Genomic DNA, 26,514 nt, shown 5'->3' on the forward strand with positions numbered 1-26,514 from the left:
TTCAGGTCAAGTTTTCCGCGCGGTTGCGGGTCAGCCTTGCGCGGATGGAACGGGCGTGGCCGTCGAGACTCTCGGCCGCCGCGAGGGTTGCCGCGGCAGGGCCGATGGACGCCATCGCCGCCGGATCGAGGGCGACGAAGGTGGTGCGCTTGAGGAAGTCGAACACCGAAAGTCCCGAGGAAAACCGCGCCGTGCCGCCTGTCGGCAGTACGTGGTTGGGCCCGGCGACATAGTCGCCGATCGCGGTCGGCGCGTCGGCGCCGAGAAAGGCGGCGCCGGCATGGCGGATCCGCGCGAACACGGCGCCGGGGTCGGCCGTCATCACCTGGAGATGCTCGGAGGCGACGCGGTTGGCGATGTCGGCCGCCTCGTCGAGATCGCGGGCGAGGATGATCGCGCCATGGGCGGCGAGCGAGGCGGCGGCGATCGTGGCGCGAGGCAGGGTTTCGAGCGCGCGGGCGAGTTCGGCGGCCACCGCGTCGGCCAGTGCGGCATCGTCGGTGACGAGGAGCGACTGCGCCGCCTCGTCATGCTCGGCCTGGGCGATCATGTCGAGGGCGACGCGCCAGGGGTCTTGCCCGCCATCGGCGATGATCAGCACCTCCGAGGGACCGGCGATGGAATCGATGCCGACCTGCCCGAACACCTGCCGCTTCGCCTCGGCGACGAAGGCGTTGCCCGGCCCGACGATGCGGTGGACCGGGGCGATGGCCTCGGTGCCATAGGCGAGGGCGGCGACGGCCTGGGCGCCGCCGACGCGGTAGATTTCCGTCACCCCGGCGCGGCGCGCGGCGGCGAGGACGAGGTCGTTCATCTGCCCGTCCGGCGTCGGCACGCACATGGCGATCCGCCCAACCCCGGCGACGCGGGCGGGAATCGCGTTCATCAGCACCGAGGAGGGATAGGATGCCTTGCCCCCCGGCACGTAGAGCCCGACGGCGTCGAGCGGTCCCCAGCGCAGGCCGAGCCGCGCGCCGGCAGCGTCGGTAAAGGCGATGTCCTGCGGCAGCTGGGCGCGGTGGAACGCCTCGATCCGGGTGGCGGCGAGGTCGATCGCCTGACGCTGTTCGGCGCTGACGCGGGCGCAGGCGGCGTCGATCTCGGCGGCACTCACGCGCAGGGTTTCGGGCGTGAGGGGAAAGCGGTCGTAGCGGCGGGTGAGGTCGATCAGCGCGGCGTCGCCCTCGGCGCGCACCCGGGCGATGATCGCGGCGACCGGGGCTGCGACATCGGTGGCACTGGCGCGGTTGCTGGCCAGGGCGGCGAGGGCGGCGGCGAAGCCGGGGTCGGCGGTGTGGAGACGGCGGATCATGCGGCGGCCAGCGCGTCGCGGAAGCGGGCGATCCAGTGGGCGATCGCCTCCGGCCGCGTCTTCAGCGCGGTGCGGTTGACGATCAGCCGCGAGGTGACATGGGCGATGGTCTCGGTCTCGACGAGGCCATTGGCCTTCAGCGTCGAGCCGGTCTGCACCAGGTCGACGATCAGGCGCGACAGGCCGAGGCCGGGGGCGAGTTCCATCGCGCCGTTCAGCGCCACGATCTCGGCCTGGATGCCGCGCGCGGCGAAATGGCGGCGGGTGATGTTGGGATATTTGCTGGCGACGCGCACGCGCGAGAGGCGGCTGAAATCGGTGCGCCCGGCGGCGTCCGCCGGCTCGGCGACGGCGATGCGGCAGGCGCCGATGCCGAGATCGAGCGGCGCGTAGATTTCCGGATAGTCGAACTCCATCAGCACGTCGGCGCCGCAGATGCCGATTTCGGCGGCGCCAAACGCGACGAAGGTGGCGACGTCGAAACTGCGCACGCGGATCACGTCGAGCTCGGGGATGGCGGTGTGGAAGCGCAGCCGGCGGCTGCTCTCATCCGCGTAGTCCGGCTCGGGCGCGATGCCGGCTGCGGCGAGCAGCGGCGCGCACTCCTTGAGGATGCGTCCCTTGGGCAGGGCGAGGACGAGTCCGTTGGTGGCGGCCTCGGCGGCGATCGGCGATGGGGTCACGGCGGTCATCGCGCGGGTTCGTAGCATTGCCGGCGCGCCCTGCCAAACCCGGCGGTGCGGGACTTGTCCCGGCGGCGTGGCCGGCGCAGATTGATTACATGAGCGAACACGTGATGATCTGCGAAGTCGGCCCGCGCGACGGGCTGCAGATAGCCAAATCGACGATGGAAACCGGGGCGAAATGCCGCTGGATCGCGGCCATGGCGGAAGCCGGGCTGAAGGAGATCGAGGTCGGCAGTTTCGTGCCGGCGAAGCTGATCCCGCAGATGGCGGATACCGAGGCCGTGGTCCGCTTCGCGAAGGAAATACCGGGCCTCGTCGTCGTCGCGCTGGCCCCCAACCTGCGCGGCGCGCAGGCGGCGGTGGCGGCCGGGGCGCACCGGGTCAGCATCCCGGTCTCGGTGAGCGAGGGGCACTCGCGCGCCAATCTCAACCGCGCGCCCGACGAGCAGGTGGCGGTGGTCGGCCAGATCGTCGACTGGATGAAGGGCGCGGGCAATCCGGCGGAAATCGAGGTCGCCTGTTCCACCGCCTTCGGCTGCTCGATCGACGGCGCGGTGCCCGAGCGCGAGGTGGTGCGCATCGCCGCCGCACTCGCGGCGACGGGGGTGGAGCAGATCGGCCTCGCCGATACCGTGGGCTACGCCAATCCCGCGCAGATCAGGTCGGTCGTGCGGGCGGTGCGGCGCGAGATCGGCCCGGCGCTGCGCGGGCTGCACCTGCACGACACGATGGGCCTCGGCATCGCCAACGCGCTGGCCGGGCTCGATGAAGGCATCCGCGATTTCGATGCCGCTCTCGCCGGGCTCGGCGGCTGCCCCTTCGCGCCCGGAGCGTCGGGCAACATCGTGACCGAGGATCTCGTGTTCATGCTGGAGAGCATGGGCTTCGCCACCGGAATCGACCTCGGCAAGCTGATCGCCGCGCGGCGCCTGCTGCACGAGGGGCTGCCGGCCGAGCCGATGCACGGCCAGATCGCGAAGGCGGGCATTCCGCGCACCTATCGCCAGGCGGCGTGAGGGGCGGAGCATGAGCGGCACACCGCTGGCGGGGCTGCGCGTCGTCGAGTTCGCGCATATGGTGATGGGGCCGACGACCGGGCTGATCCTCGGCGATCTCGGCGCCGACGTGGTCAAGATCGAGCCGATGCCGGACGGCGACAACACCCGCCGGCTCACCGGCTCGGGGATCGGCTTCTTCACCATGGCGAGCCGGAACAAGCGCAGCGTCATGCTCGACCTGAAATCGCCCGAAGGCCTGGCCGTCGCGCGGGACCTGGTGGCGAGGGCCGACGTGCTGACCGAGAATTTCCGCCCCGGCGCGCTGGAGCGGCTCGGCCTCGGCTATGAAGCCTGCGCGGCGCAGAATCCGAGGCTCGTCTACTGCTCGCTCAAGGGCTTCCTGCCGGGGCCGTACGAACACCGCACCGCGCTCGACGAAGTGGTGCAGATGATGGGCGGCCTCGCCTACATGACCGGGCCGATCGGCCAGCCGCTGCGCGCCGGCGCCTCGGTGATCGACATCATGGGCGGCAGCTACGGCGCCATCGCGGTGCTCGCCGCCCTCGCCGAGCGGGAGCGGACCGGGCGCGGCCAGCACGTCCAGTCCGGCCTGTTCGAGAGCGTCGCCATGCTGATGGCGCAGCACATGGCGCAGGCGGCCATCACCGGCACCGAGCCGGCGCCGATGAGCGCGCGGGACGTGGCCTGGCCGGTCTATGACATTTTCAACACGAAGGATGGCGAGCAGATCTTCATCGGCGTCGTCACCGACACGCAGTGGAAGGTGCTGTGCGCCGAGTTCGGGCTGGCCGCGCTGGCCGATGATCCGGCGCTGGCGACCCAGGCCGAGCGGCGGGCCGCGCGCCCGCGCACCCTGCCGGTCATCGCCGCCGCCTTCGCGCAGTTCAGCGCGGCCGAACTGGTCGCAAGCTGCGAGCGTCTCGGCCTGCCCTTCGCGCCGATCGCGAAGCCGGCGGACCTGTTCGCCGATCCGCATCTGAGGGAATCGGGCGGGCTGGTCGAGGTCAGCCTGCCGGATGGGCGGAAAATCGGCCTGCCGGGCCTGCCGATCAGCATGGACGGGGCGCGCAGCACGGCGCGGCGCGACGTGCCGGCGCCGGGGGCGGACACGCGGGACGTGCTGGCGGAGCTGGGCTATCCGGCCGCCGAGATCGACCGGCTGATCGAAACCGGCGCGGCCGGCTGATCCGGCGGATTTCAGCAAAGAGGAGCGAAAAAATGGCGAAGGTGGCGTTCATCGGGCTTGGGGTGATGGGCTATCCCATGGCGGGGCATCTGGCCGCCGGCGGGCATGAGGTGACGGTCTACAACCGCACCCATGCGAAGGCCGAGGCCTGGGCGAAGCAGCACAAGGGCACGGCCGCGCCGACCCCGCGCGAGGCGGCGGCGGGGGCCGATTTCGTGTTCTGCTGCGTCGGCAACGACGACGATCTCCGCTCGGTGACGATCGGGCCGGACGGCGCTTTCGCCGGCATGAAGGAGGGCGCGCTGTTCGTCGATCATACCACCGCCTCGGCCACGGTTGCGCGCGAGCTGGCGGCAGCCGCCGGCGGGCGCTTCGGCGTGATGGACGGGCCGGTGTCCGGCGGTCAGGCCGGGGCGGAGAACGGCAAGCTCACGGTGATGATGGGCGGCGAGGCGGCCGATTTCGAGCGGGCGAAGCCGGTGATCGGCTGCTACGGCGCCAATATCAGCCATATCGGCCCGCACGGGGCGGGGCAGCTCGCCAAGATGGTGAACCAGATCTGCATCGCCGGAATCGTCCAGGGCCTCGCCGAGGGGCTGCATTTCGCCGAGGCCGCCGGGCTCGACGCGGCGAAGGTGATCGGCGCCATCTCGAAAGGTGCCGCACAGAGCTGGCAGATGGAAAACCGCTGGAAGACGATGACGGAGAAGAAATTCGATTTCGGCTTCGCGGTGGACTGGATGCGCAAGGATCTCGGCATCTGCCTCGCCCAGGCGAAGGAAACCGGGGCGCGGCTGCCGCTCACCGCGCTGGTCGACCAGTTCTATGCCGATGTCCAGCAGATGGGCGGGCGGCGCTGGGACACCTCGTCGCTGATCGCGCGGTTCGGCGGCGTCTCAAAATAGGTTGTTGTTGATGCGCAGCACCTCGCGGCAATGCGGGGTGCTGGCCAGCGCGCCGCCATTGTTCTCGCAGCGGACCACCTCGCGCATCAGCGCGTGCGGGTTCTTGCGGTAATAGGCGGTGCGGCCGCCGCCGGCGCAGCCGGAGAGCGACGCGCAGGCGAGCAGCAGGAAGGCGAGGCGGCTGGCGTTGATACCAGGGTGGGTGGCGCGCATTCCTCGAAACCCTCCATTTGCTGTTCCGGACCGGAACCGTGCGAGACTTCATGATAATGTCACGACAGCGCCGCCGTCCGGCCATTTTCGTCGTGCCTTCTCAAGCTCCTGTCAACCATTCTGGAGATCCGACGTGATGAACATCTCGCGCAAGCATTTCGCAGCGATCCTCGGCGGCGCGCTCATCGCCGGCGGCCTTGCCGGCGGCGTCGCCCAGGCCGAGTATCAGGGTCACATGCTGCAGGCGCGCCGCGCCCTGCTCGCCGCGCGCCACCAGTTGCAGCTCGGCGACCATGACAAGGGCGGCCATCGCATCGCAGCGATCCGGGCGGTGAACGAGGCGCTGCGCCAGGTCGACATCGCCGTCCGCTACGACAATCACCACTGACCGTCCCGCTTCCGCCCGGCCGGGGCGCCCAGCGCGCCGCAACCCGGCCGGGATGTGGACCTTGCGGCCATCCGGCCGGGATGTGGAACTTGCGGCCATCCGGCCGGGATACATAACTTGCGGCCATCCGGCCAGGATGTGGAACTTGCGGCCATCCGGCCAGGATGTGGAACTTGCGGCCATCCGGCCGGGATACATAACTTGCGGCCATCCGGCCGGGATACATAACTTGCGGCCATCCGGCCGGGATACATAACTTGCGGCCATCCGGCCGCGGGCGTAAGGCTTTTGCTCATGAAAAACGCACTCGCACTGTTTCTCGGCGCCGCGATCGCCTTGCCGTTCGCCGTGCCTCAGGCGGCCCATGCCGCCGACCAGCCGAAGCCGCTGGGCACGTTCAAGGGTTGGACCGCGGCGACCTACGGAACCGGACCCGACATGGTCTGCTACGCCTTCGCCTCCTCGAAGCAGGCCAAGGGCGCGAAGACTCCGCCGGCCATGCTCACCGTGGCCGAGCGCGCGAAATTCCGCGACGAGATATCGCTCAGCCAGGGTGTCACCTACGCCAAGAACCAGGACGTGATGGTGAAGGTCGGCGGTGCGGCGCTGAAATTCTTCACCAAGGACAACATGGCCTACGCCCTCAAGGGGCCGGCGACGGTGAAGGCCTTCCTCGGCGGCGCCGCGGCCGTGGCGAGCACGGGCAAGGGTGCGAAGGCGGTGAGCGACACGTTCAGCCTCGACGGGTTCGGCGACGCCTACAAGGCGATCGTCAAGGCCTGCCCCCCGTCCGGGCACAAGTCGAAGTCCTGACCGGGTGACGGCGGTGACGCGCGCCGACGCGCCGGAGACCGACGGGCTGGACGAGGCGGCGCGGGCGCGCATCCTCGCCAAGGCCGCGCTGTTCGCTCCGCCCTCGAATGTGCTGGAGGACGGGCGGCGCGACCTCGTCGGCCTCGCGCGCGAGGAGCTCGCCGCGGCGATGGCCGAGATCGGCGAGCAGCCCTTCCGCGCCAAGCAGCTCTGGCACTGGATCTACCACCAGGGCGTGACCGATTTCGCCGCGATGGCGAACATCGCCAAACCCCTGCGCGCGAAGCTCGCCGCGCATTTCATCATCGGCCGGCCTGAAGTGGCGGCGGACCATCTCAGCGCCGACGAGACGCGCAAGATGCTGTTCCGCTTCCGCGACCACGAGGCGGTCGAGACCGTCTACATCCCCGATGTCACCGAGGATCGCGGCGCTGTGTGCTTGTCCTCGCAGGTCGGCTGCACCCTGTCCTGCCGGTTCTGCCACACCGGCACCCAACGGCTGACGCGCAACCTGTCGGCTGCCGAGATCGTCGGCCAGTTCATGGCGATGCGCGATGCCTATGGCGAATGGCCGAGCCCGAAGGGCGAGACGCCGCGGCTGCTCTCCACCATCGTGCTGATGGGCATGGGCGAGCCGCTCTACAATTACGAGAACGTCGCCAAGGCGATGAAGATCGTGATGGATGGCGAGGGCATCGGCCTGTCGCGCCGGCGGATCACGCTCTCGACCTCCGGCGTCGTGCCGATGATGGACCGGGCCGGGGCGGAACTCGGCGTCAATCTCGCCGTGTCGCTCCACGCGGTGACCGACGACGTGCGCGACGTGATCGTGCCGCTCAACCGCAAATACAACATCGCCGAGCTGATCGCCGCCTGCCGGCGCTATCCCGGCGCCTCCAACGCGCGGCGGATCACCTTCGAATACGTGATGCTCAAGGGCATCAACGACAGCGAGGCCGATGCCCGCCGCCTGGTCGAGCTGATCGACGGCATCCCGGCCAAGGTCAACCTGATCCCGTTCAACCCCTGGCCGGGCTCGACCTATGAAACCTCCAGCGGCAACGCAATCCGCCGCTTCGCCAACATCGTGATGGATGCCGGCTATGCCGCCCCGGTGCGCACGCCGCGCGGGCAGGACATCCTCGCCGCCTGCGGGCAGCTCAAGTCGAAGGTTGACGGCGGCGCGAGCGCGGCGTGACGGCGTCGTCGCGATGACGGGGCGGGTGGCGCTGGTCTCCGGCGGCGGGCGCGGCATCGGGGCTGCGATCGGCGCGCATCTCGCTGTGCTTGGCTGGCGCGTGATCGCCGCCGATCGCGATATCGAGGGGCTGACGCCGCCCGACGGGGTAAGGCTGCTCCAGTGCGACGTCGCCCGCGAGGCGGATGTCGCCCGGCTGATCGAGGACGTCGCGGCGCAGGAAGGCCGGCTCGACGGGCTGGTCTGCAATGCCGGGTTCATGATCCGCAAGCCGATCGGCGCGCTCAGCCTCGTCGAATGGCGCGCGGTGATCGACACCCACCTGACCAGCATCTTTCTCCTCGTGCGCGGGGCGGAGGCGATGCTGCGCGCGGCGAAGGGCGCCATCGTCACCATCGCCTCGACGCGGGCGCACATGTCCGAACCGGACACCGAGAGCTACGCCGCGGCCAAGGGCGGGATCGTGGCGCTCAGCCATGCGCTTGCCGTCTCGCTCGGGCCCGATATGCGGGTGAACTGCATCAGCCCCGGCTGGATCGATACCGGGAAATACCCGATCTCCCCGTCCGACCATGCGCAGCACCCGTCCGGGCGCGTCGGCACCGTGGCGGATATCGCGGCGCTGGCCGCCTTCCTGCTCGGGAAGGAGTCCGGGTTCTGCACCGGTGCGGAGTTCGTCGTCGATGGCGGCATGACCCGGAAAATGATCTACGCCGAATAGCTCGCCCGCCCGGCGCTTGACCCGGACGCCGGATTTGGCGATATAGCCGGCAACGCCGCGCCGTGGCACCCATGGCGCGGGACGTGTTTTTTTGTTCCGTCTCCGCTTCTGGCCGGCGCGCCGGCTTTCTGGATCGAGGTTTTCGTCATGACCCGTCGCTGCGACATCACCGGCAAGAGCGTGCTCTCCGGCAACAATGTGAGCCACGCGAACAACAAGTCGCGCCGCCGGTTCCTGCCGAACCTGCAGGACAGCTCGCTGCAGTCCGACGCGCTTGGCCATTCGGTCAAGCTGCGCGTCACCCCGCGCGGCCTCGCGACGATCGAGCAGAAGGGCGGTCTGGACGCGTTCCTGCTCGACACGCCGAACCGCAAGCTGACCGACGAGGCCCGCACCCTGAAGCGCCGCGTGGCGAAGGCTGCGGCACGGCGCGAGGCGAAATCGGCCTGACAGGCTGCTCATCCATATTCCGGCCGCATGAAAACCCGCCGGTAACGGCGGGTTTATCGTTTGTTTATCTGGCGATTGCAGAGTTCGGTTGCGGCGCGGCGTGAACATACGGTACACTCCGAGTCGTGGTGGCGGTGCGCCGGGCCCATCCCGGCGGCGCATCAGTCTCGGCTCCAGTATTCAAGGAGGAGATCCTCAATGACCTCCCTCGCCTCCGAATCCCCCGAAACCATTGGCAATCCGCTGGATATCGTCGAACAGGTCGTTGCCGCCAATGACTGGGTGTTCGACCGCCGCAGCGATAGCGAGATTGCCGCCGAGGCACCTGGCCGCTGGTGCGATTATGGCCTCTATTTCTCCTGGTCGCACGAAATCTCGGTCATGCACTTCTCCTGCACCTTCGATCTGAAGGCGCCGGAACGCCGCCGCAGCGCGCTGTACGAGCTGCTGGCCCGGGCCAACGAGAAGCTCTGGATCGGCCATTTCGGCATGGATCATGACGACGGCATGCCGATCTTCCGCCATTCCGTGCTGCTGCGCGGTGCCGGCGGCGCTTCGGCCGAGAGTGTCGAGGACATGGTCGATATCGCGGTGTCCGAGTGCGAGCGCTTCTTCCCGGCCTTCCAGTTCGTGCTGTGGGGCGGCAAATCGCCGGACGAGGCGCTGGCTGCGGCCATGCTGGAGTGCGCGGGCGAGGCATGACCGACGCGGCATTGCCGGATCTGCTGCTCCTCGGCGGCGGCAAGATGGGGTCTGCCATGCTCGCCGGCTGGCGCGAGCGCGGCATCTCGCGCGTCGTCGTCGTCGATCCGGGCGCCGAGGCACAGGCGCTGGCCGGTGATGGTGTGGAGGTCGTCGACTCTCCCGCCGAGATTCCGGACGGGTTCGCGCCGCAAGCGGTGATCCTCGCGGTCAAGCCGCAAATGGCGGGCGCCGCGGTGGACGGGCTGGCGCGGTTCGCCGGCGGGGCGGTCATCGTCTCGATCATGGCGGGACTCACGATCGGCTGGCTGCAGGCAAAATTCCCCGGCGGCGCCATCGTGCGCGCCATGCCGAACACCCCGGCCGCGGTGCGCCAGGGCATCACCGTGGCGGTCGCCGGCCCGGGTGTCGCGCCCGCGCGGCGCACCCTCGCCGAGACGCTGCTCGGCGCGGTCGGCCAGGTCGCGATGGTTGACGACGAGGCGCTGCTCGATCCGGTCACCGCGGTGTCCGGCGGCGGCCCGGCTTATGTGTTCCTGCTGGTCGAACTGCTGGAGGCCGCCGCTCTCGACCAGGGGATTCCACCCGATCTCGCGCGGGTTCTGGCCCGGCAGACGGTGATCGGCTCGGCCGCCCTGCTCGCGGCGAGCGACCAGCCGGCGGACGCGCTGCGCCGCGCCGTCACCAGCCCGAAGGGCACGACCGAACGGGCGCTTGCCGTTCTGATGAACGACACGGCCTGGCCCGCGGCAATGCGGCAGGCGATCGCCGCGGCAACGGCGCGGTCGCGGGAACTTGCGGCCGGCTGATCCGCGTCCCGCAGCGCCGCGACGCAAAAAATGTCGTTCCGTTCTGCCAGATTAACGATCCCATAATCTTTCACGCCTAGGGTTCCGAGAGCTGAGGCCAAGACGCACCGGCCCATTGCCGATGCGTCGCCAGCCCAGCCGCTTCGGATGGCGCGCGATCACCCTCGCTGCCGGATCTCCGAAGTCCGTCGCCGATTTGCGGAGGGTATCCTGAGTGGGACCATGTGGCGTGACCGTTCCTGACCGTATTGATCGCAAGGATCGCCGGTATTGGCCGCCCTGCCCCTGCCCCCGCGGCTCGCGGCAGGCCGGCGCGCCGTGGCGTGTCCGCCTCCGTGCGCGGAAGCTTTCCCTGGAGCATCCCAACCATGACTGACATCGCGGATTCGTTCGCCCTCGATCCCGTTCTCGACCTCAAGGCGGCAACCCCTCTGGCGCAAGGGTTGCTCGCCAGGCGCGGCGCTGAATTGCGGATCGATGGCGCGCTGGTCGAGCGGCTGGGTGGCCAATGCCTGCAGGTCCTGCTTTCGGCCCGGTCCACCTGGGAGGCGGATGGCCATGCGTTCGTGATGGAACGCATGTCCGACCAGATGGTCGCAGCACTCGAATTGTTCGGTGTCGGGCCGGCCGCATTTCAATTTCAGAAGGATATAGCCGCGTGACCAAGACCATTCTCACCGTGGATGATTCGCGCACCATGCGTGACATGCTGCGCATGTCGCTGGTCGAGGCGGGATATCGGGTGGTGCAGGCCGAAGACGGCGTGCACGGTCTCGAAGTGCTGCAGGTCGAGACGCCGGACGTCATCGTGACCGATATCAACATGCCGCGGCTCGATGGTTTCGGGTTCATCGAGGCGGTGCGCAAGGATGCCTCGTGGCGCACCACGCCGGTGCTGGTGCTGACCACAGAGGTCGATCCCGAAAAGAAGGGGCGCGCGAAGGCTGCCGGTGCGACGGGCTGGATCGTCAAGCCCTTCGATCCGGTCAAGCTGGTCGATGCGATCCGGCGCGTCGCGGCATGATGGGAGTCTGACTGATGGATCCGATGGCGGAGATCCGCGAAACATTCTTCCAGGAATGCGAAGAGCAGCTCGGCGAACTTGAATCCGGCCTGATGCGGATGGAAACCGGGCAGACCGATTCCGAGACGGTGAATGCCGTCTTCCGTGCCGTCCACTCGATCAAGGGCGGCGCGGGCGCGTTCGGTCTGGAAGACCTCGTGCATTTCGCACATGTTTTCGAGACGGTTCTCGACCTGATCCGCTCGGGGCGGCTGGAGCCGTCGCCGGAGGCGATGCGTGTCATGCTCCGCGCGTCCGACGCGCTGGCCGATCTGGTGCGCGCGGCGCGCGATGGCAGCGCGACCGATCCTGCGCGGATCGCCGCGATCGTAGCCGAACTGCGGCAACTGACCGGTGAGGGCGACGCGGGCGAAGCCGAGGACGACGATTTCGCCGATATCGCCTTTGCGGCGGTGCCGGTCACGCTCGAAAGCGAGGATGCGCCGCCGCCGCCGCCGCCCGGCTGGGTCATCCGTTTCAAGCCTCTTGCCGATCTCTACGCCAAGGCCAACGAGGCCGGGTTGCTGCTGCGCGAGCTCGGGCGCCTCGGCCCCATGCGAGTGACGGTCGATGCCGAGACCCTGCCGGATCTTGCCGCGCTCGATCCGGAGGGCGCCTACCTCACCTGGACGATCGTGCTGGAGGCCGACTGCACGGAAGACATGATCCGTGCCGTCTTCGAGTTCGTCGAGGACGATTGCGAAATCCAGATCGAACGGGACCAGCCCGAGGCGCGGGAGCCCGCGCCGAGTGCGGCCGCGAATTCCGGGCAACCTTCGGACGATGAGATCCTCGCCTTGCTGCGCAACGCCGCGGCAAGCGTGGAGGCGCCGGCTGCCCCCGAGCCCGTGCCCATGCCGGAGCCCGAGTCCAGGCCGCAGCCCGGGATCGTGGCGGTCGCACCGCCAGCACCGCCGGCCGAGCCCGAACCCGTCTCGACGGTGACCGAGACGCCGGCCGCGCGCAACGACGCTGCGCAGGGCGTTGGTGCCACGATCCGCGTCGATCTGGACCGGGTGGACCGGCTGATCGATCTGGTCGGCGAGCTTGTGATCAACGAGGCGATGCTCTCGCAGCGTGTGTTCGAGGCCGGGCTGGCTCGCGCCTCCGCCGTCATGACGGCGCTGGACGAGCTTGAGCAGCTGACGCGCGAAATCCAGGACAGCGTGATGGCGATCCGCGCGCAGCCCGTACGTTCGGTGTTCCAGCGCATGCCGCGCCTCGTGCGCGAGGTCGCGACGATGACCGGCAAGCAGGTCCGCCTGCTGACCGATGGCGAGACGACCGAGGTCGACAAGACGGTGATCGAGCGGATTGTCGATCCGCTCACCCACATGATCCGCAACGCCATCGATCACGGTCTCGAATCGACCGAGGCGCGGCTTGCGGCCGGGAAGCCGGCCGAGGGCGTGGTGAAGCTGACCGCGCTGCACCGTTCGGGCCGGATCGTCATCGAGGTCGAGGATGACGGCGCGGGCATCAACCGCGAGCGGGTGCGGGCGAAGGCGGTCGAGAAGGGACTTGTCTCTCCCGACGCCCAGCTGACCGACGAGGAGATCGACAATCTGATCTTCATGCCGGGTTTTTCCACGGCAAGCGAGATTTCCGACATCTCGGGGCGCGGCGTCGGCATGGACGTTGTGCGCCGGTCGGTGCAGGCGCTGGGCGGGCGGATTTCCATTGCCTCCCGGCCGGGCAAGGGCTCGACCTTTACCCTCAGCCTGCCGCTCACCCTCGCCGTGCTGGATGGGATGGTCGTCAGCGTCGACGGCCACACGCTGATCGTGCCGCTTAGCGCCATCGTCGAGACGCTGCAGCCGCGCAGCGAGCAGGTGCATACGCTCGGCGTCGATGTCCGGGTGCTGGCCATGCGCGGGGGCTATATCCCGCTGGTCGATGTCGGCGCCGCGCTCGGCTATCGCGACATGCCGGTGGAGCCGGAGAAGAGCGTGGCGCTGCTTGTCGAGGGCGAGGGGGGCGTGCGCGCCGTTCTCGTGGTCGATGGCATCCAGGGCCAGCGGCAGGTCGTGATCAAGAGCCTCGAGGCGAATTACCGGGCGGTGCCCGGGATCGCTGCGGCCACCGTGATGGGCGATGGGCGGGTCGCCCTCATCCTTGATGTGGACGCGATCGTGTCCGTGACGCGGAGCGACAATCTGCGGGTCGACGCATCTCGTGTCGAGCCGATCCTCATGTCAGCGAGTTGAACGATGAATGAAGTCATGACCAGCGGGTCCGGGGCCCGCGAACTGATCGCCTTCCGGGTCGGCGTTCAGGAATTCTGTGTCGACATCATGGCCGTGCGTGAAATCCGCGGCTGGACGGCGGCCACGGTCCTGCCGCAGTCGCCGGGATATATCTGCGGCGTGATCAACCTTCGTGGCGCCGTGCTGCCGATCGTCGATTTCGCGGTCAGGCTCGGCTTGCCCCGCTCGGAGCCGACCGCGCGGCACGTCATCATTGTCGTGCAGATCGACCGCCAGATGGTCGGCCTGCTGGTGGATGCCGTGTCCGACATCCTGACGATGAACGACAATGCGATCCAGCCGACGCCGGACGTGGCCTCTGATGTGGTCAAGAGTTTCGTGCGCGGGCTGATGCCGGTGGACGGACGGATGATCAGCCTGATCTCGCTCGATCATGTTCTCCCGGCGGTGGAACGGGAAGCCGCATGAGCCTGCGGCCCCGACCGCGGCGGGATAATGAGGGCCTCATCGAAGGTGCGGAATATGTCCTCACGCGCGAGGATTTTCGCACCATCGCCCGGATCATGCACGAGGAAGCCGGCATCGCGCTGCCCGAGGCCAAGGCAACTCTCGTCTATTCGAGACTGGCGAAGCGCATCCGGACGCTTGGGCTGGAAAGCTTCGCCGAATATTGCGAACTTGTCGAAAGCAAGGCGGGGAGCGCCGAGCGACAGGAAATGCTCGGCGCGCTGACCACGAATGTCACGCGGTTTTTCCGCGAGCCGCATCATTTCGACCACCTGCGTACCCGCATCCTGCCGCCGCTCCTGGCCCAGGCGCGCAGCGGCGGACGGGTGCGGCTGTGGTCGGCTGCCTGCTCCAGCGGGCAGGAACCCTATTCGATCGCGCTCACCGTGCTGGGCCTGCTGCCTGAGGCGCCGCGCTACGACATCCGGATTCTCGCCACCGATATCGATCGCACGATGCTCGCGACCGGCCGGGCCGGGTTGTATGACGCCGGCGAGATTGCCGCAGTGCCGCCGGACCTGCGCGAGCGCTGGTTCGAGCCGGCCAACAACAATTCGCCCAAGTTCCGGATCGCGGAGGCCGCCCGGTCGCTGGTGGCGTTCCGCTCGCTGAATCTGATCGGCAACTGGCCCATGCGCGGCCGGTTCAATGCGGTGTTCTGCCGCAATGTTGCAATTTATTTCGATGATGAAACACAAAAGCAGGTCTGGGCCCGCATGGTGCCGCTGCTCGAGGAGGGCGGCGCGCTCTATATCGGCCACTCGGAACGCGTGAGCGGGCCGGCCGAGGCGTCACTCCGGAGCGACGGGATCACCACCTACCGGCTCATGGCGCCCCGGGGGACGAAAGGATGACGGTACGTGTTCTGATCGTGGATGATTCTGCGACGATGCGCGGCGTCATCGCCGCCTCGCTCCGGCGCGACCCTGAGATCGAGATCGTCGGAGAAGCCGGTGACCCTTACGAGGCCCGCAGCGCCATCAAGGAACTCAATCCTGACGTGATCACCCTTGATGTCGAGATGCCGAATATGAACGGTCTCGATTTTCTGGAAAAAATCATGCGGCTGCGGCCGACGCCGGTGATCATGGTTTCCAGCCTTACCTCCGAAGGCGCCCGGGCAACGCTGCAGGCCCTGGAAATCGGCGCGTTCGATTGCGTGCCGAAGCCGTCTCTCGGTGACCGTCATGAATTCGACCTGCTGGGCGAAAAGATCAAGGCGGCGGCGAAGACCAGGCTGCGGATGCGACCGCGGGAAGCGACCGTGGCCCGGCCGGTCTCGGCCGCCCCGTCCGGCAATTTCCGGCCGGATGGGCGGGTAATCGCGATCGGGGCCTCCACCGGAGGTGTCGAGGCGCTGATCGAGGTGCTGTCGCGCTTTCCGGCCAATTGCCCGCCGACCCTGGTGGTGCAGCACATGCCGCCGGCCTTTACCCGCAGCTTTGCCGATCGTTTGAACAGGCTCTGTGCACCGGCGGTGATGGAGGCCCAGAACGGCGTCGCGGTTCAGCCGGGCCATGTCTACGTCGCGCCCGGCGACGCGCATCTCGAACTGGCCGGCACGATGAACAACGGCCGTCTGCACTGTCGCCTGCACGATGGCGAGCGCGTCAGCGGGCATCGGCCATCGGTCGACGTGTTGTTCACATCCTTCGCCCGGATCGCGCGCGGGCGCGGATACGGAGTGATCCTGACCGGTATGGGGCGCGACGGCGCCGAGGGCCTGGCCGCGATGCGCGAGACCGGCGCCGAGACGATTGGTCAGGATGAGGGAACCTCGATCGTCTACGGCATGCCGAAAGCCGCTTTCGAAACCGGTGCCGTGGTCCGCCAGCTACCGCTGCCCGCGATCGCCGATCACGTCATCAAAAGCACCAACGCCATCTCCATGACCCGGGAGCCAAACTGATGCCTGTTGCCAGCTCGTTGAGCATACTTATCGTCGACGACCAGCAGACGATACGCAGCCTCGCGCGGGTTGGGTTCGAAGCTCTCGGAATCGGCGAGGTGATCGAGGCCGAGGACGGCGAGGAAGCGCTCAAGCTGCTCCTGACCCGCAAGACTCCGATCCATCTCGTGATCTCTGACTACAACATGCCCAAGTTCAACGGCCTCAGCCTGTTGCGGGCGATCCGCGCGCACGGGCCAATCAGCAAGACCGCGTTCATCATGCTGACCGGCCGGGCCGACAAGCAGATGGTGATGAGTGCCGTCGAGCATGGCGTGAACAACTACCTCGTCAAACCCTTCACTACCGAGGGGCTGAAGGAAAAGATCGAAGCCGTGCTCGGAACGCTGACGTGACGCTTGCAGCCCCACCCTCGCTGGACCAGGCTCGCCGGATCAATATCGTGCAGGGCGAATACCGGGTCGAGCGCGACCCCGATGTCGTGCTGTGTACCATTCTCGGCTCCTGTGTCGCCGCCTGCCTGTGGGATCCGGCAGCGGCGATCGGCGGCATGAATCATTTCCTGCTCCCCGGCGAATCTTCCGTCCGCTCCGGCGGCGGGGCGGCCCAGCGCTACGGCGCCTATTCGATGGAGTTGCTGATCAACGACCTGCTCCGGCATGGCGCGCGTCGGGAGCGGCTCAAGGCGAAGCTGTTCGGCGGCGCCTGCCTGGTGAAGGGACTGACGGATATCGGCCGTCTGAATGCCGAGTTCGCGGAGCGGTTCCTGAACGCTGAAAGCATCGAGATCGTCGGCGGCAGCCTGCGCGGCGAGCGCGGTCGGCGCATCCAATTCTCGCCCGCCACCGGGCGCGCCCGACAGACATTGCTGGCGGCAGATCAGCCTGCCGTGCTGCGCGCCGAGCCCGATCTGCGCACCCTCAAGGCGCCGCCGCCGAGCGGCGCGGTCGAACTGTTCTGAACGGATATCTGCCATGGCCGCCTACCGGACACCCCAGGATTCCACCGAAGGCAGGCTCGGAGCCATGTCTTCCAGCATGACCATGAACGAGCTGTTCGGGATCATCGAGGCAGAACTCGTCGATCTCGGTGCCTATGCGCTGCGGATGCAGGAAGTGCTGAGCCCAGCCCTCGTCGCCTCGCCGCAGAGCAGTCTCTACCGGCAGGAAGCGCAGATGCTCGACATCCTGACCCAGCGATTGCAGGGGCTTCAGACATTCATGGAACATCTGCGGCTCGCCCTGCCGGACGGCTGGTCGATCGATCCGGGGCGGGCGGCGCGCGCCGTTGTCGTTGGCGCCCTGGCCGAACGCCTCAGCGGCGTCAAGGAGCCAACCGCCGCGACCGCTTCGGGAGAACTCGAACTTTTCTAGAGCATCATCCGACCAGATGGAGTCATCTGATCGGATAAAGATGCTAAAATTATCAATATGATACAGCACGACATCCGATCCGACAGGATCGGAAAGTACTCTGGAGCATAAAACGACCGGATCTGACCGGCCGATCGGTCAAAAGGGGCAGGATTGCCAGATCGACGACGCTTCCTACCCAGCCTGACAGAATTGGACATTGATCATGCCAGAGATCAAGACTTGGCAAATATTTGATTTCATCATTTTGCAAAATCGTGTTTGCTCCGGTCGCAGCGCCGGATTCGCCTGCCTTTTCTCTTTGGCAGGAAGCCGAGCCGGCGCCACGCGCAGACCAGGCGGGAACAAGCATGGGCGCGCGTTGCGGCGACAAGGTCCGTGGCGGGGAAGGAGACGGTGGTGAGGATGACGGATCAGTCTGACGACGTCGCAGCGCGCGTCGCAATGATCTTCGCCCGCCTGTTCCCCGACCTGTCGCCGAACGAAATTCCGGCCGCATCGATGACTTCGGTGCGGGACTGGGATTCGATCGCGACGCTCAGCCTCATCGTGGAGGCGGAAGAGGAATTCGGCATCACCATCGGCCTCGACAGTGCCGATGTGGTCGAAAGTTTCGACGACCTTTGCGGGGTCGTCGTCCGCAGCCGTCGCATCAGCTTCGAGGACATACCGCCCCGGCATCTGCGCCACTAGAGCATCTTTATCAATATGATAGAGCACGACATCCGATCCCGGCCACCTGATCGGATGATGCTCAAGCCGTGGGGCGGAGGTTCAGATCGGCTTGCCCTCGCTGCTGGCCCAGGCGGCCATCAGCGCGTTGCTCTTCCGGCTCTTGTCCAACACCTTGTGCGCCGTCTCCGCACCCGCAACCGGCAGGCCTGCCGGGTCGAGCAGGCCGAGCTGCACCAGGACCGACGCCTGGTCCCAATAGATATGCTCGTGAACCAGCTTGTCGCCCTCGAATTGCACGATCGCAACAAGCGGGATTTCGACACGCCGGAAGGTGGGCGGAATGCCGGGCACCATCCAGTCGATCTCGGACGTATGGGTGAAGCGGAAGATCATCTCGTCGACGATGCTGCTGGCCCCCACGGTGCGGCTGACCGGCACCATTTCCGTATCCGGCGGATTGGCTCCGATGAAATGATATTTGTAGAACCGCTTGAGCTGGTCATGGCCGACACCGCCGGTCATCGTCGGGATGTGGTTGACGTAAGGGGCGGCAACCATCGTCGCCATTGTCGCATCGACATCGCGGGTCTCGAATTCGTAGCGGCAATGCGCTTCCCAGAGCGCTTCCAGATCGTGTTGCGACATGATTCGTCCCTCCCTGTGGTCATCGCGGGCCGGCGCGCTGGCGCTCTCGCCCCGGCGGGATCATCCGCCTTCGTCCGATCGAGGGCAAGGCCGGCAAACCGTCTGCCGGGTGTGCTGCCGCGCGCTGGTCAAGCGGGGTAGCACCGGTCTAAGCTTCATGAATGAAACATTGCACCTGTCCTGAAACCGCGAGGCGGGCAACTGGCCCGGCGATGACGTGCCGTTCCTGACCGAGGCCGAGCCGCGGCGCGGCATAGCCCATGACATATTGCCGGGAATCCGGCGGGTCGTGGCGCGAAACCCTGGCGTCATGACCTATCATGGCACCAATACCTGGCTGATCGAGGCGGCAGACGGCCTGACGGTGCTCGATCCCGGGCCGGACGACCCGACCCATGTGGGCGATGTGGTCGAGGCGGCGGCGGGGGTGCCGATCCGGCGGATCGTGCTCTCGCACACCCATCGCGACCATCTGGGCGCCACTGCCGGCCTGCAATCGGCCACGGGTGCTGCCACATACGGGTTTCACCGGCCGGCGACGAAGCTGTTCCAGCCCGACCACCCGATCGGGGAGGGCGATGTTGTCGCCGGTCTGACCGCGCTGCACACGCCGGGCCATGCGAGCGACCATCTCGCCTTCGCCTATCAGGTGCCGGAGGTCGGCGAGATCCTGTTCAGCGCGGATCACGTGATGTCGTGGTCATCCTCGATCGTCAATCCGCCGGATGGCGACATGAAAGCCTATTACGACAGTCTGGAGCGCCTGCTCGGGCGGTCGGACGTGCTGTACCTGCCGGGTCATGGCCCGGTGCTGGAGCAGCCGCGAGACCTGGTGCGGGAGATGCTGGCGCATCGGCGGAAGCGCGAAACCGCCATCCTGGAAGCCTTGCGGGCCGGGCCCGCGACGGTGACCGATATCGCCGCCCGGCTCTATGCCAAGCAGGACCCGATGTTGAAAATCGCCGCGGAGCGCAACGTGCTTGCCCATCTGCTCAAGCTGCAGGCGGAAGCGCGAGCTGAGGAGCATGGCGAGATATGGCGGGCGGCCGCCTGAAACACTGAACACCGCCATTGAAACACCGCCATTGAAACCCCCGGCATCCAGCGATGCCGGGGGGATCTGAAATCAGGCGATGGTGCGGTCGGCCAGGGCCTGGCGCTGTTCGGCGCGCTGTTCCGCGACCTGCGCCTTCATCGATTTCTGCAGCTTCTCGAAGGCGCGAACCTCGATCTGCCGCACCCGCTCGCGCGAGATGTTGTATTGCTGCGAGAGATCCTCGAGCGTCGTCGGGTCGTCCTTGAGGCGGCGCTGGATGAGGATGTGCCGCTCGCGGTCGTTCAGCGTCTTGAGGGCGGTGGCGAGCAGCGCGCGGCGGCCCGTCATTTCCTCGTGATCGCCGATCGCCTCTTCCTGGCTGTCCGCATCATCGACCAGCCAGTCCTGCCACTCGCCCTCGCCATCCATGCGGATCGGTGCATTGAGGCTGTGGTCGGGCGCGGTCAGGCGGCGGTTCATGCTCACCACGTCCTGCTCGGGCACGCCGAGCACGCGGGCGATCTTCTCCACCTGTTCGGGCTGCATGTCGCCATCTTCGATGGCCTGCATCTGCCCCTTGAGCCGGCGCAGGTTGAAGAACAGCTTCTTCTGCGCCGCCGTGGTGCCCATCTTCACCAGCGACCAGGAATGCAGGATGTATTCCTGGATCGCGGCGCGGATCCACCACATCGCATAGGTGGCGAGGCGGAAGCCGCGTTCCGGGTCGAACCGCTTGACCGCCTGCATCATCCCGACATTGCCTTCGGAAATCAGCTCGCCCACCGGCAGCCCGTAGCCGCGATAGCCCATGGCGATCTTGGCCACGAGGCGCAGATGCGACGTCACCAGCTTGTGTGCGGCGGTCTGGTCGTTGTTGTCGCGCCAGGCGCGGGCAAGCCGGTCTTCCTCCTCCGGAGAAAGCATCGGAAACTTGCGGATTTCCTGCAGATACCGGGCGAGGTTGCCTTCGCTCGGGGCCATTGTACTGACGCCAGAGGCCATTGGTAGCTCCTTTCGTCTATCTCTACGGAGCCGGCAGACAAATGGATGCGGAGAATCCGAACCCTCGTGATGCCAGCCCCATTCCAGCGGAGTATATATTCAGGTCAGCGATCTTGCCTTGTCACGCTCCCGCGAGAACCCCTGAAAAGGCAGTAACCAGCAGGACAGACCGCCAAACCCCAACTCCGGCTTTGACTGTGGCTTGTGTACTACGCCTCAGGGTTGCATGTCAACAAAAAGGACTATTCAAGTCCAGTATTGCAGTCATACCGGATAGGTCATACCCGCAAGATGTGACAGCAATGTTGCAAGATCTGCCGGCGGCGCGGTCTCGAAGCGCAGCGCGGCGCCACTGCGCGGGTGGGTAAAGCCTAGGATTGTGGCGTGCAGCGCCTGGCGCGGAAAGTCGAGAAGGCTGTCGCGCTGCGGTTGCCGGATATGGCTTGCGGCGGCCGGGCGACGGCGGAGATAGACCGGATCGCCGACCAGCGGGTGGCCGCGGCTGGCGAGATGCACGCGGATCTGGTGGGTCCGGCCGGTGGCGAGGCGGCAGGCGAGCAGCGTGGCACCGAGGCCGAAGCGTTGCAGCGTGCGATAGCGTGTCAGCGCCGGCTTGCCCCCGCGCGTGACGATGGCCATGCGCTTGCGGTCGCGTGGATCGCGCCCGATCGCCCCCTCGATCTCGCCTTCGGCCGGTTGCGGCGCGCCCCAGCACAGCGCCAGATATTCGCGCTCGATCTCCCGCGCCGCAAAGGCGGCGGAGAGGGCGTGGTGCGCGAGTTCGGTCTTGGCGGCGACCATGAGGCCGGACGTATCCTTGTCGAGCCGATGGACGATTCCCGGCCGCCGCTCGCCGCCGATGCCCGCGAGACTGTCGCCGCAATGGGCGATCAGCGCGTTGACCAGCGTGCCGTCCGGATTGCCGGGCGCGGGATGAACGACGAGGCCGGCGGGCTTGTCGATCACGATCAGGTCGTCATCTTCATGCAGGATCGCGAGGTCGATCGCCTGCCCCTCCGGGGTTGCCGGCGCGGCTGGCGGCAGGGCGAGGGCATAGGCGGCGCCGGGCCGCACCGCGGCCGAGGGGATGGTGAGTGTCGCACCGTCGCAGGTCACGGCACCGGCCTCGATCAGCGCTTTCAGCCGCGAGCGCGACATGTCCCCGAGGCGGGCGGCCAGAAACCGGTCGAGCCGTTCGCCGCGATCGGCGTCGGTGGCGTGGAACGGCTCGCCCCCGTAGGATGGCGTATCCGCCGGCGGGCTGCCGGCGGGTGGAAGGTCTTGAGCGGCTGCGTCGATTTCGGAGTTCACGAATGCAGGATACACCAATCCGGCCACGGCCGGCACGCGAGGCTGGCCCGCAGAATCTGCGGGGGCTGAAAGCCCTCGTGATCGGGCTCGGCATATTGATCGTGCTGGGCACCGCGCTGGTCATCGGGGTCGTGGTGAAGCGGCTGATCGCGCCGGGCCCCGCGGCCGCCCCAGCGGCCGCTGCTGTTTCGGCCGCCCCGGCGGCGGGCGCTGCGGCCGGGCCGGCGCGGCCCTTCTCCGTGGTCCTGCCCGGCGGGGCGGGCGCGCAGGTCACCGGCCTTGCCGCGGCGGATGGGCTCGTGGCCGTGCTGCTGCGCAACGGCCAAGGCAGCGAGATCGTGTTCATCGACCCGCGGAACGGCCGGGTCGCCGGCACCGCCGCCACAGCGCACTGAACCGCCGATGCAGCGCAAGGCAGACCTGCCAAGCAAGATCTGCGAGGCCTGTGGCCGGCCCTTCGCCTGGCGGCGCAAATGGGCGCGCAGCTGGGAGACGGTCAAATTCTGTTCCGACGCCTGCCGCAGCGGCCGGCGCGAGGCGGCGCGGGCCCGGCAGCGCCCCGCCGGAAAACCGCATGGCGGCGCTTGATGAAGCGCGCGAACTCGATTATCTAGCGGCCACGGCGTCCCGTTCGTCTAGAGGCCTAGGACACTGCCCTTTCACGGCGGCAACACCGGTTCGAATCCGGTACGGGATACCATGCAAAGATTGGCATGGTCGTCGTTTTTCGTTTCTTTCTTCGCCACATACGGCATGCGCACGGCATAAGCCCTGCCAGCGTGGCCATGATGCTCGGCCGCGCTCAGTGCGCTGCCAGCAATTCCTTCAGCGCGTCATCGACCTGCGGTGCAAAGGTCGGCTCAAGCGCAAACAGACCGGCATGGCCGAACCTGGTGGCGATCACCCTGAACGCGGCGCCTGGCGTCAGCTTCGCATCTTCCTCGCAATCGGCCGGCGGGAAGAAGATGTCGGAACTCAGCGCGAGCACCGTGGTCCTTGCCCGGATTCGCCCGAGTGCAGCGGCGAGATCGCCATTGGCATGACGGCTCGCGTCCCCGCGCTGCCATTTTCGCGCCATCAGGATCAGGTTGTTCGGGTCCATCGGCAGGAAGTAGGCGTTCAGAAACCCGACGAAGAAATCGTCGAGCGAGGAAAAGCCGAGGTCGCGCCAGAGTTCGAGGCGATAGAACTCCTGGCACAACCCGGTCAGCGCGAATGCCCGCGCGTGGCGGATCAGGCCGGCCCGCACATCGCCCGCATGCGCATAATGGCCATCGCGGAAGGCCGGGTCTGACGTCAGCGCGTCGATGAAACTCTGCCCGATCAGCGTGCAATGCGGCTTGTTCTTCGCCGTGCCGGCAATCGGCGCGGCTCGCCTGACGAAGTCGGGATAGCGCACGGCCCACTCATAGGTCTGCTGCGCGCCCATCGACGCGCCGACGACCAGTTGCAACGCTTCAAGGCCGAATTTTTCGGTAACGAGACGGTGCTGTGCGACGACGTCGTCGCCGATGCGCACGCTCGGGAAATCGGGCCCGTGAAACGCCCCCTCGGTGTTGTGCGGCGACGAGGACAGGCCGTTCCCGATTTGATTGGCGATGATGATGAAATAGCGCTCCGGATCGAGCGCCCGGCCGGGCCCGACCAGCGTCTGCTCCATGATCTTGCTGGTGCCCGAATACCATGTCGGGATCAGGATCGCGTTGTCCCTGGCCGGCGACAGGCGGCCATGCGTCGCGAAAGCGAGCTTGGCGCCGCGAATGGTGCCGCCATCCTCGAGCACGAAATCCCCGAGATCGAACATCTCGAAGGGGCCATGCAGGTCCTGTCCGTAATACGCGCTCATTCGTGCCTCCCCATCCGATCGTGCGAGAGCGGCGCCATCGACATGACGCGGGCCGCCACTTGAAAAGTGTTGCGGAGTTTGGCCCCGGCAACAACATCGGCCGCCGCGGCGGCGGTCATGGTTGTTGCATTTTCGAACACTGGCCGCGGCAGCGACTGGCGCGGGGCGAAAGCGGCGCTTTCCGCCCCGATATCGTCGTGTTACGGCTGACAACCAATAATGAACAGTTGTCCGGCGTCCGTCCCCGCCAGAGATCGCCTGCGAACGCGACGGCGGCGCCGAGGACGGCGCGGGGCTCGCTGCCAGCAAGATCCATCAAGGGAGGAACCAGAATGAGTGCAGATTTCAAAACCGCGGCCGATGCCATTCTCAACGGTGTCGTCGGCGCAACGCCGGGCGTGCCGGGCGTGGTCGCCATGGCCACCGACCGCACGGCGAACATCTACGAGGGTGCCGCCGGCGTGCGGACAATGGGCGCACAACAGCCCATGACGACCGACACGGTGTTCGCGATCTTCTCCACGACCAAGGCCGTCACCGGCACGGCGGCGCTGCAACTCGTCGAGGATGGTTTGCTCGATCTCGACGCCCCGGCGCGGACCTATGTGCCGGAGATCGGGGCGTTGCAGGTCATCGAAGGGTTCGATGCCAGCGGCGCGCCGAAGTTGCGGGCGCCGAAACGCGACATCACCACGAAGATGCTCCTGCTGCATACCGCAGGCCTCGGCTACGATTTCTTCAACGAAACCTATAACCGGCTGGCCCAGGAGCAGGGTCTGCCGAGCGTCATCACCGCCTCGAAAGCCGCCCTGCGCACCCCGCTGCTGTTCGATCCGGGCGAGCGGTGGGAATATGGCAGCAACATGGATTGGTGCGGCCAGGTGATCGAGGCCATCGCCGGAAAGCGGCTGGGCGAGGTCTGCCAGGAGCGCATCTTCAAGCCGCTCGGCATGAGCGACACGACGTTCGAGATCACCGATGCCCTGCGCGCGCGCTGTGCTGGCATGCACGCCCGCGGCGCGGACGGTTCGCTGGCGCCGATGCCGTTCGAACTCACCAATACGCCCGAAATCCACATGGGCGGGCACGGGCTCTACAGCACGGTGGGGGACTACATGAAGTTCATCCGGATGTGGCTGAACGACGGCGACGGGCCGCACGGCCGGGTGCTGAAGCCCGAAACCGTGGCCATGGCGGTGCGGAATCATCTCGGCGACAAGAAGATCCGGGTGCTGCCGGGCGTGATCCCCTCGCTCTCGAACGATGCCGAGTTCTTCCCCGGCCTGTCGAAATCCTGGTCCTACTCCTTCATGGTGAACGACGAGGCGGCGCCGACCGGCCGTCCCGCCGGAGCGATCGGCTGGGCGGGCCTCGCCAACCTGTTTTACTGGATCGATCGGGAAAACGGCGTCGGCGGGTTCTGGGCGACGCAGATCCTGCCTTTCGCTGACCCTGCGTCCTTCACCGGTTACATGGATTTCGAAACCGCGCTCTATCGCCAGCTCGGGGCGCGCAAGGCCGCCTGACCGGCAGGGGCGATGCCGGATGGTGTCGCCCCGCACGGTGCATGACGGCGTGGCCTGACGCGCCGATCCGCCGGTGTCCAGGCACAACATGGACACCGGCACGCGCGCCCTCAGTGCCGGCAGCGGCGAACCGTCCCATCCTTCTCCCGATCGCCACCGAGATCGCGGGGCCGTCTTGATTTTGGCGGAGGGTCGTGAATATATATATATTAGATCAATCGTTCTAAATCCACCTGCCGCCGTGCCGTGGCGACGCCAACCCCTAAGGAGAGCCCCGATGCAGGGACCCCACCTCGTCTATTTCGCGGACCCGATGTGTTCCTGGTGCTGGGGCTTTTCGCCGGTGATCGACGCGATCACCGAAAAATTCGGCGACGACCTGCCGATCAGGCTGGTGCTCGGTGGCCTGCGGCCCCGCACGGTGGAGCCGATGGATGACAGCAGCCGCGCCGATGTCCGCAGCCACTGGGAACATGTCCACGAGGCATCGGGCCAGACCTTCGATTTCGCGTTCTTCGACCGTCCCCGCTTCGTCTACGACACCGAGCCGCCGTGCCGGGCCATCGCGGTCATTCGGCGGCAAGGCATGCAGCACGCGCTGGCCGCCCTGAAGCGGATTCACCGCGCCTTCTACGCCGAAAACCAGGACGTGACGGATACCGAAACCCTGGTCCGGCTCGCCGGCGAGATCGGCGTCGATCCCGACCGGTTCCGGGCGGAGTTCACCTCTGATGCGGCCATCGAGGAGACCTGGGCGGATTTCGAACTCACGCAGGGCGCCGGCGTTCGCGGCTTTCCCACCCTGATCGCGGGCCAGGGCGACGACGGACGCTATTCCCTTGTCACCCACGGGTTCCAGACCGCCGGCCGCATCCTGCCCGCGCTCGAAGGCTGGTTCGACAAGCGCGCCGCCTGATGCAAGGAGCATCATCCGATCAGATGGACTCATCTGGTCGGATAAAGATGCTCCGATTATCGTTGAGCGTTAAGCATCATCCGATCAGATGGACTC

Annotated in this window: 33 protein-coding genes and 1 tRNA gene; 26 read left to right on the forward strand and 8 right to left on the reverse strand. The window is 67.2% G+C overall.

Translation table 11 applies throughout. From position 1 onward, the window contains the following. Position 1: 1 nt before the first annotated feature. Together hisD and hisG are read right to left on the reverse strand one after the other, a co-directional pair. Positions 2-1,312, reverse strand: a complete 1,311-nt coding sequence (hisD, locus tag B7Z76_RS11770) for a histidinol dehydrogenase (RefSeq protein ID WP_291344123.1) — start codon at positions 1,310-1,312, stop codon at positions 2-4. Next, complete coding sequence (gene hisG / locus B7Z76_RS11775; protein WP_174504863.1) at positions 1,309-2,004, reverse strand: ATP phosphoribosyltransferase; 696 nt, start codon at positions 2,002-2,004, stop codon at positions 1,309-1,311. Before hisG ends, hisD begins: the two co-directional genes overlap by 4 nt. An 89-nt stretch (positions 2,005-2,093) precedes the next feature. Here hisG and B7Z76_RS11780 point away from each other — a divergent pair, with 89 nt between their 5' ends. The 3 genes from B7Z76_RS11780 to B7Z76_RS11790 are packed head-to-tail and all read left to right on the forward strand — an operon-like array spanning position 2,094 to position 5,108. Beyond that, positions 2,094-3,014, forward strand: a complete 921-nt coding sequence (locus B7Z76_RS11780; RefSeq protein WP_174503781.1) for a hydroxymethylglutaryl-CoA lyase — start codon at positions 2,094-2,096, stop codon at positions 3,012-3,014. Between the two features lie 10 nt (positions 3,015-3,024). Next, the gene (locus B7Z76_RS11785) at positions 3,025-4,203 is read left to right on the forward strand and encodes a CaiB/BaiF CoA-transferase family protein (RefSeq protein ID WP_291344125.1); all 1,179 of its coding nucleotides are present in this window, start codon (positions 3,025-3,027) and stop codon (positions 4,201-4,203) included. A gap of 32 nt (positions 4,204-4,235) precedes the next feature. Next, positions 4,236-5,108, forward strand: coding sequence for an NAD(P)-dependent oxidoreductase (locus B7Z76_RS11790; protein WP_291344127.1), 873 nt, complete (start codon positions 4,236-4,238; stop codon positions 5,106-5,108). Here B7Z76_RS11790 and B7Z76_RS11795 read toward each other — a convergent pair. Beyond that, positions 5,100-5,321: a hypothetical protein gene (locus B7Z76_RS11795; protein ID WP_174503784.1), complete on the reverse strand. Its 222-nt coding sequence runs from the start codon at positions 5,319-5,321 to the stop codon at positions 5,100-5,102. The two genes, B7Z76_RS11790 and B7Z76_RS11795, sit on opposite strands and share 9 nt — an antisense overlap. Before the next feature lie 133 nt (positions 5,322-5,454). Between B7Z76_RS11795 and B7Z76_RS11800 the strand changes: the two genes are divergently transcribed. The 17 genes from B7Z76_RS11800 (at position 5,455) to B7Z76_RS11880 (ending at position 18,154) form a co-directional block, all read left to right on the forward strand. Continuing rightward, positions 5,455-5,709: a hypothetical protein gene (locus B7Z76_RS11800; RefSeq protein WP_174503785.1), complete on the forward strand. Its 255-nt coding sequence runs from the start codon at positions 5,455-5,457 to the stop codon at positions 5,707-5,709. Positions 5,710-6,003: 294 nt separating this feature from the next. Beyond that, complete coding sequence (locus tag B7Z76_RS11805; protein WP_291344130.1) at positions 6,004-6,522, forward strand: invasion associated locus B family protein; 519 nt, start codon at positions 6,004-6,006, stop codon at positions 6,520-6,522. A 4-nt stretch (positions 6,523-6,526) separates the two neighbouring features. Then, positions 6,527-7,720, forward strand: coding sequence for a 23S rRNA (adenine(2503)-C(2))-methyltransferase RlmN (rlmN, locus tag B7Z76_RS11810; protein WP_291344133.1), 1,194 nt, complete (start codon positions 6,527-6,529; stop codon positions 7,718-7,720). Positions 7,721-7,733: 13 nt separating this feature from the next. Then, the gene (locus tag B7Z76_RS11815) at positions 7,734-8,441 is read left to right on the forward strand and encodes an SDR family oxidoreductase (RefSeq protein ID WP_291344162.1); all 708 of its coding nucleotides are present in this window, start codon (positions 7,734-7,736) and stop codon (positions 8,439-8,441) included. 147 nt (positions 8,442-8,588) lie between these two features. Continuing rightward, positions 8,589-8,891, forward strand: coding sequence for a 50S ribosomal protein L28 (rpmB, locus tag B7Z76_RS11820; RefSeq protein WP_174503788.1), 303 nt, complete (start codon positions 8,589-8,591; stop codon positions 8,889-8,891). A 198-nt stretch (positions 8,892-9,089) separates the two neighbouring features. Further along, positions 9,090-9,593: a YbjN domain-containing protein gene (locus B7Z76_RS11825; protein ID WP_174503789.1), complete on the forward strand. Its 504-nt coding sequence runs from the start codon at positions 9,090-9,092 to the stop codon at positions 9,591-9,593. After that, complete coding sequence (proC, locus tag B7Z76_RS11830) at positions 9,590-10,402, forward strand: pyrroline-5-carboxylate reductase (RefSeq protein ID WP_174503790.1); 813 nt, start codon at positions 9,590-9,592, stop codon at positions 10,400-10,402. The genes B7Z76_RS11825 and proC overlap by 4 nt, the downstream gene beginning before the upstream one ends. A gap of 368 nt (positions 10,403-10,770) precedes the next feature. After that, a complete protein-coding gene (locus B7Z76_RS11835) occupies positions 10,771-11,064 on the forward strand; it encodes an STAS domain-containing protein (RefSeq protein ID WP_174503791.1) in 294 nt (97 codons plus the stop codon). After that, positions 11,061-11,426, forward strand: a complete 366-nt coding sequence (locus B7Z76_RS11840; RefSeq protein WP_174503792.1) for a response regulator — start codon at positions 11,061-11,063, stop codon at positions 11,424-11,426. The genes B7Z76_RS11835 and B7Z76_RS11840 overlap by 4 nt, the downstream gene beginning before the upstream one ends. 14 nt (positions 11,427-11,440) lie before the next feature. After that, a complete protein-coding gene (locus tag B7Z76_RS11845) occupies positions 11,441-13,672 on the forward strand; it encodes a chemotaxis protein CheA (RefSeq protein WP_174503793.1) in 2,232 nt (743 codons plus the stop codon). 15 nt (positions 13,673-13,687) lie between these two features. Continuing rightward, positions 13,688-14,140 (forward strand): chemotaxis protein CheW, encoded by a 453-nt coding sequence (locus B7Z76_RS11850; RefSeq protein ID WP_324482417.1) that lies wholly within the window; start codon positions 13,688-13,690, stop codon positions 14,138-14,140. After that, positions 14,137-15,033, forward strand: coding sequence for a protein-glutamate O-methyltransferase CheR (locus tag B7Z76_RS11855; protein ID WP_174503795.1), 897 nt, complete (start codon positions 14,137-14,139; stop codon positions 15,031-15,033). Before B7Z76_RS11850 ends, B7Z76_RS11855 begins: the two co-directional genes overlap by 4 nt. Continuing rightward, positions 15,030-16,088, forward strand: coding sequence for a chemotaxis response regulator protein-glutamate methylesterase (locus B7Z76_RS11860; RefSeq protein WP_174503796.1), 1,059 nt, complete (start codon positions 15,030-15,032; stop codon positions 16,086-16,088). The genes B7Z76_RS11855 and B7Z76_RS11860 overlap by 4 nt, the downstream gene beginning before the upstream one ends. Positions 16,089-16,105: 17 nt before the next feature. After that, positions 16,106-16,483, forward strand: coding sequence for a response regulator (locus B7Z76_RS11865; protein WP_291344140.1), 378 nt, complete (start codon positions 16,106-16,108; stop codon positions 16,481-16,483). After that, positions 16,480-17,049, forward strand: coding sequence for a chemotaxis protein CheD (locus B7Z76_RS11870; protein ID WP_174503798.1), 570 nt, complete (start codon positions 16,480-16,482; stop codon positions 17,047-17,049). The genes B7Z76_RS11865 and B7Z76_RS11870 overlap by 4 nt, the downstream gene beginning before the upstream one ends. A 76-nt stretch (positions 17,050-17,125) precedes the next feature. Continuing rightward, positions 17,126-17,461 carry a hypothetical protein gene (locus B7Z76_RS11875; protein WP_291344142.1) on the forward strand — a complete coding sequence of 112 codons (336 nt, stop codon included), beginning with the start codon at positions 17,126-17,128 and terminating at the stop codon, positions 17,459-17,461. A 405-nt stretch (positions 17,462-17,866) separates the two neighbouring features. After that, on the forward strand, positions 17,867-18,154 hold the full coding sequence (locus B7Z76_RS11880; protein ID WP_291344144.1) for an acyl carrier protein: 288 nt from the start codon (positions 17,867-17,869) through the stop codon (positions 18,152-18,154). An 81-nt stretch (positions 18,155-18,235) separates the two neighbouring features. Here the strand turns inward: B7Z76_RS11880 and B7Z76_RS11885 are convergent, their stop codons facing one another. Continuing rightward, positions 18,236-18,781, reverse strand: coding sequence for an ester cyclase (locus tag B7Z76_RS11885; protein ID WP_174503800.1), 546 nt, complete (start codon positions 18,779-18,781; stop codon positions 18,236-18,238). Positions 18,782-18,998: 217 nt separating this feature from the next. Here B7Z76_RS11885 and B7Z76_RS11890 point away from each other — a divergent pair, with 217 nt between their 5' ends. Further along, complete coding sequence (locus B7Z76_RS11890) at positions 18,999-19,835, forward strand: MBL fold metallo-hydrolase (RefSeq protein ID WP_174503801.1); 837 nt, start codon at positions 18,999-19,001, stop codon at positions 19,833-19,835. 72 nt (positions 19,836-19,907) lie between these two features. On the opposite strand, the gene rpoH is transcribed toward B7Z76_RS11890, so the two are convergent. Both rpoH and B7Z76_RS11900 read right to left on the reverse strand, forming a co-directional pair. Beyond that, positions 19,908-20,819 (reverse strand): RNA polymerase sigma factor RpoH, encoded by a 912-nt coding sequence (gene rpoH / locus B7Z76_RS11895; protein ID WP_174503802.1) that lies wholly within the window; start codon positions 20,817-20,819, stop codon positions 19,908-19,910. A 264-nt stretch (positions 20,820-21,083) separates the two neighbouring features. Beyond that, the gene (locus B7Z76_RS11900) at positions 21,084-22,130 is read right to left on the reverse strand and encodes an RluA family pseudouridine synthase (protein ID WP_291344147.1); all 1,047 of its coding nucleotides are present in this window, start codon (positions 22,128-22,130) and stop codon (positions 21,084-21,086) included. A 2-nt stretch (positions 22,131-22,132) separates the two neighbouring features. Here B7Z76_RS11900 and B7Z76_RS11905 point away from each other — a divergent pair, with 2 nt between their 5' ends. The 3 genes from B7Z76_RS11905 (at position 22,133) to B7Z76_RS11915 (ending at position 22,830) form a co-directional block, all read left to right on the forward strand. Next, positions 22,133-22,525, forward strand: a complete 393-nt coding sequence (locus tag B7Z76_RS11905; protein ID WP_174503804.1) for a DUF6476 family protein — start codon at positions 22,133-22,135, stop codon at positions 22,523-22,525. Between the two features lie 7 nt (positions 22,526-22,532). Then, entirely contained in the window at positions 22,533-22,718 is a 186-nt protein-coding gene (locus B7Z76_RS11910) for a DUF2256 domain-containing protein (protein WP_174503805.1), read from the forward strand. Positions 22,719-22,754: 36 nt separating this feature from the next. Then, positions 22,755-22,830, forward strand: a tRNA-Glu gene (locus tag B7Z76_RS11915). A 102-nt stretch (positions 22,831-22,932) separates the two neighbouring features. Here the strand turns inward: B7Z76_RS11915 and B7Z76_RS11920 are convergent. Next, positions 22,933-23,976, reverse strand: coding sequence for an alpha/beta fold hydrolase (locus tag B7Z76_RS11920; protein ID WP_174503806.1), 1,044 nt, complete (start codon positions 23,974-23,976; stop codon positions 22,933-22,935). Beyond that, entirely contained in the window at positions 23,973-24,095 is a 123-nt protein-coding gene (locus B7Z76_RS11925) for a hypothetical protein (protein WP_291344150.1), read from the reverse strand. The genes B7Z76_RS11920 and B7Z76_RS11925 overlap by 4 nt, the downstream gene beginning before the upstream one ends. Positions 24,096-24,308: 213 nt before the next feature. On the opposite strand from B7Z76_RS11925, the gene B7Z76_RS11930 reads away from it, so the two are divergent. Together B7Z76_RS11930 and B7Z76_RS11935 are read left to right on the forward strand one after the other, a co-directional pair. Further along, positions 24,309-25,502: a serine hydrolase gene (locus B7Z76_RS11930; protein ID WP_291344152.1), complete on the forward strand. Its 1,194-nt coding sequence runs from the start codon at positions 24,309-24,311 to the stop codon at positions 25,500-25,502. A 277-nt stretch (positions 25,503-25,779) separates the two neighbouring features. Then, entirely contained in the window at positions 25,780-26,418 is a 639-nt protein-coding gene (locus tag B7Z76_RS11935) for a DsbA family protein (protein WP_291344154.1), read from the forward strand. Positions 26,419-26,514: the final 96 nt, after the last annotated feature.

The organism is Acidiphilium sp. 20-67-58 (genome assembly GCF_002255515.1).
Lineage (GTDB): Bacteria > Pseudomonadota > Alphaproteobacteria > Acetobacterales > Acetobacteraceae > Acidiphilium.

Excerpts from the sequence above, each read along its gene's own strand:
- B7Z76_RS11910 (WP_174503805.1), top strand. The coding sequence starts at position 22,533 with ATGCAGCGCAAGGCAGACCTGCCAAGCAAGATCTGCGAGGCCTGTGGC.
- B7Z76_RS11905 (WP_174503804.1), top strand. The coding sequence starts at position 22,133 with ATGCAGGATACACCAATCCGGCCACGGCCGGCACGCGAGGCTGGCCCG.
- B7Z76_RS11795 (WP_174503784.1), bottom strand. The coding sequence starts at position 5,321 with ATGCGCGCCACCCACCCTGGTATCAACGCCAGCCGCCTCGCCTTCCTG.
- B7Z76_RS11790 (WP_291344127.1), top strand. The coding sequence starts at position 4,236 with ATGGCGAAGGTGGCGTTCATCGGGCTTGGGGTGATGGGCTATCCCATG.
- B7Z76_RS11815 (WP_291344162.1), top strand. The coding sequence starts at position 7,734 with ATGACGGGGCGGGTGGCGCTGGTCTCCGGCGGCGGGCGCGGCATCGGG.
- hisD (WP_291344123.1), bottom strand. The coding sequence starts at position 1,312 with ATGATCCGCCGTCTCCACACCGCCGACCCCGGCTTCGCCGCCGCCCTC.
- B7Z76_RS11875 (WP_291344142.1), top strand. The coding sequence starts at position 17,126 with ATGACCATGAACGAGCTGTTCGGGATCATCGAGGCAGAACTCGTCGAT.
- B7Z76_RS11845 (WP_174503793.1), top strand. The coding sequence starts at position 11,441 with ATGGATCCGATGGCGGAGATCCGCGAAACATTCTTCCAGGAATGCGAA.
- B7Z76_RS11920 (WP_174503806.1), bottom strand. The coding sequence starts at position 23,976 with ATGAGCGCGTATTACGGACAGGACCTGCATGGCCCCTTCGAGATGTTC.
- B7Z76_RS11880 (WP_291344144.1), top strand. The coding sequence starts at position 17,867 with ATGACGGATCAGTCTGACGACGTCGCAGCGCGCGTCGCAATGATCTTC.
- B7Z76_RS11935 (WP_291344154.1), top strand. The coding sequence starts at position 25,780 with ATGCAGGGACCCCACCTCGTCTATTTCGCGGACCCGATGTGTTCCTGG.
- proC (WP_174503790.1), top strand. The coding sequence starts at position 9,590 with ATGACCGACGCGGCATTGCCGGATCTGCTGCTCCTCGGCGGCGGCAAG.
- B7Z76_RS11835 (WP_174503791.1), top strand. The coding sequence starts at position 10,771 with ATGACTGACATCGCGGATTCGTTCGCCCTCGATCCCGTTCTCGACCTC.
- B7Z76_RS11930 (WP_291344152.1), top strand. The coding sequence starts at position 24,309 with ATGAGTGCAGATTTCAAAACCGCGGCCGATGCCATTCTCAACGGTGTC.
- B7Z76_RS11885 (WP_174503800.1), bottom strand. The coding sequence starts at position 18,781 with ATGTCGCAACACGATCTGGAAGCGCTCTGGGAAGCGCATTGCCGCTAC.
- B7Z76_RS11780 (WP_174503781.1), top strand. The coding sequence starts at position 2,094 with ATGAGCGAACACGTGATGATCTGCGAAGTCGGCCCGCGCGACGGGCTG.
- hisG (WP_174504863.1), bottom strand. The coding sequence starts at position 2,004 with ATGACCGCCGTGACCCCATCGCCGATCGCCGCCGAGGCCGCCACCAAC.
- rpmB (WP_174503788.1), top strand. The coding sequence starts at position 8,589 with ATGACCCGTCGCTGCGACATCACCGGCAAGAGCGTGCTCTCCGGCAAC.
- B7Z76_RS11855 (WP_174503795.1), top strand. The coding sequence starts at position 14,137 with ATGAGCCTGCGGCCCCGACCGCGGCGGGATAATGAGGGCCTCATCGAA.
- rpoH (WP_174503802.1), bottom strand. The coding sequence starts at position 20,819 with ATGGCCTCTGGCGTCAGTACAATGGCCCCGAGCGAAGGCAACCTCGCC.
- B7Z76_RS11785 (WP_291344125.1), top strand. The coding sequence starts at position 3,025 with ATGAGCGGCACACCGCTGGCGGGGCTGCGCGTCGTCGAGTTCGCGCAT.
- B7Z76_RS11860 (WP_174503796.1), top strand. The coding sequence starts at position 15,030 with ATGACGGTACGTGTTCTGATCGTGGATGATTCTGCGACGATGCGCGGC.
- B7Z76_RS11825 (WP_174503789.1), top strand. The coding sequence starts at position 9,090 with ATGACCTCCCTCGCCTCCGAATCCCCCGAAACCATTGGCAATCCGCTG.
- B7Z76_RS11805 (WP_291344130.1), top strand. The coding sequence starts at position 6,004 with ATGAAAAACGCACTCGCACTGTTTCTCGGCGCCGCGATCGCCTTGCCG.
- B7Z76_RS11850 (WP_324482417.1), top strand. The coding sequence starts at position 13,688 with ATGACCAGCGGGTCCGGGGCCCGCGAACTGATCGCCTTCCGGGTCGGC.
- B7Z76_RS11925 (WP_291344150.1), bottom strand. The coding sequence starts at position 24,095 with ATGACCGCCGCCGCGGCGGCCGATGTTGTTGCCGGGGCCAAACTCCGC.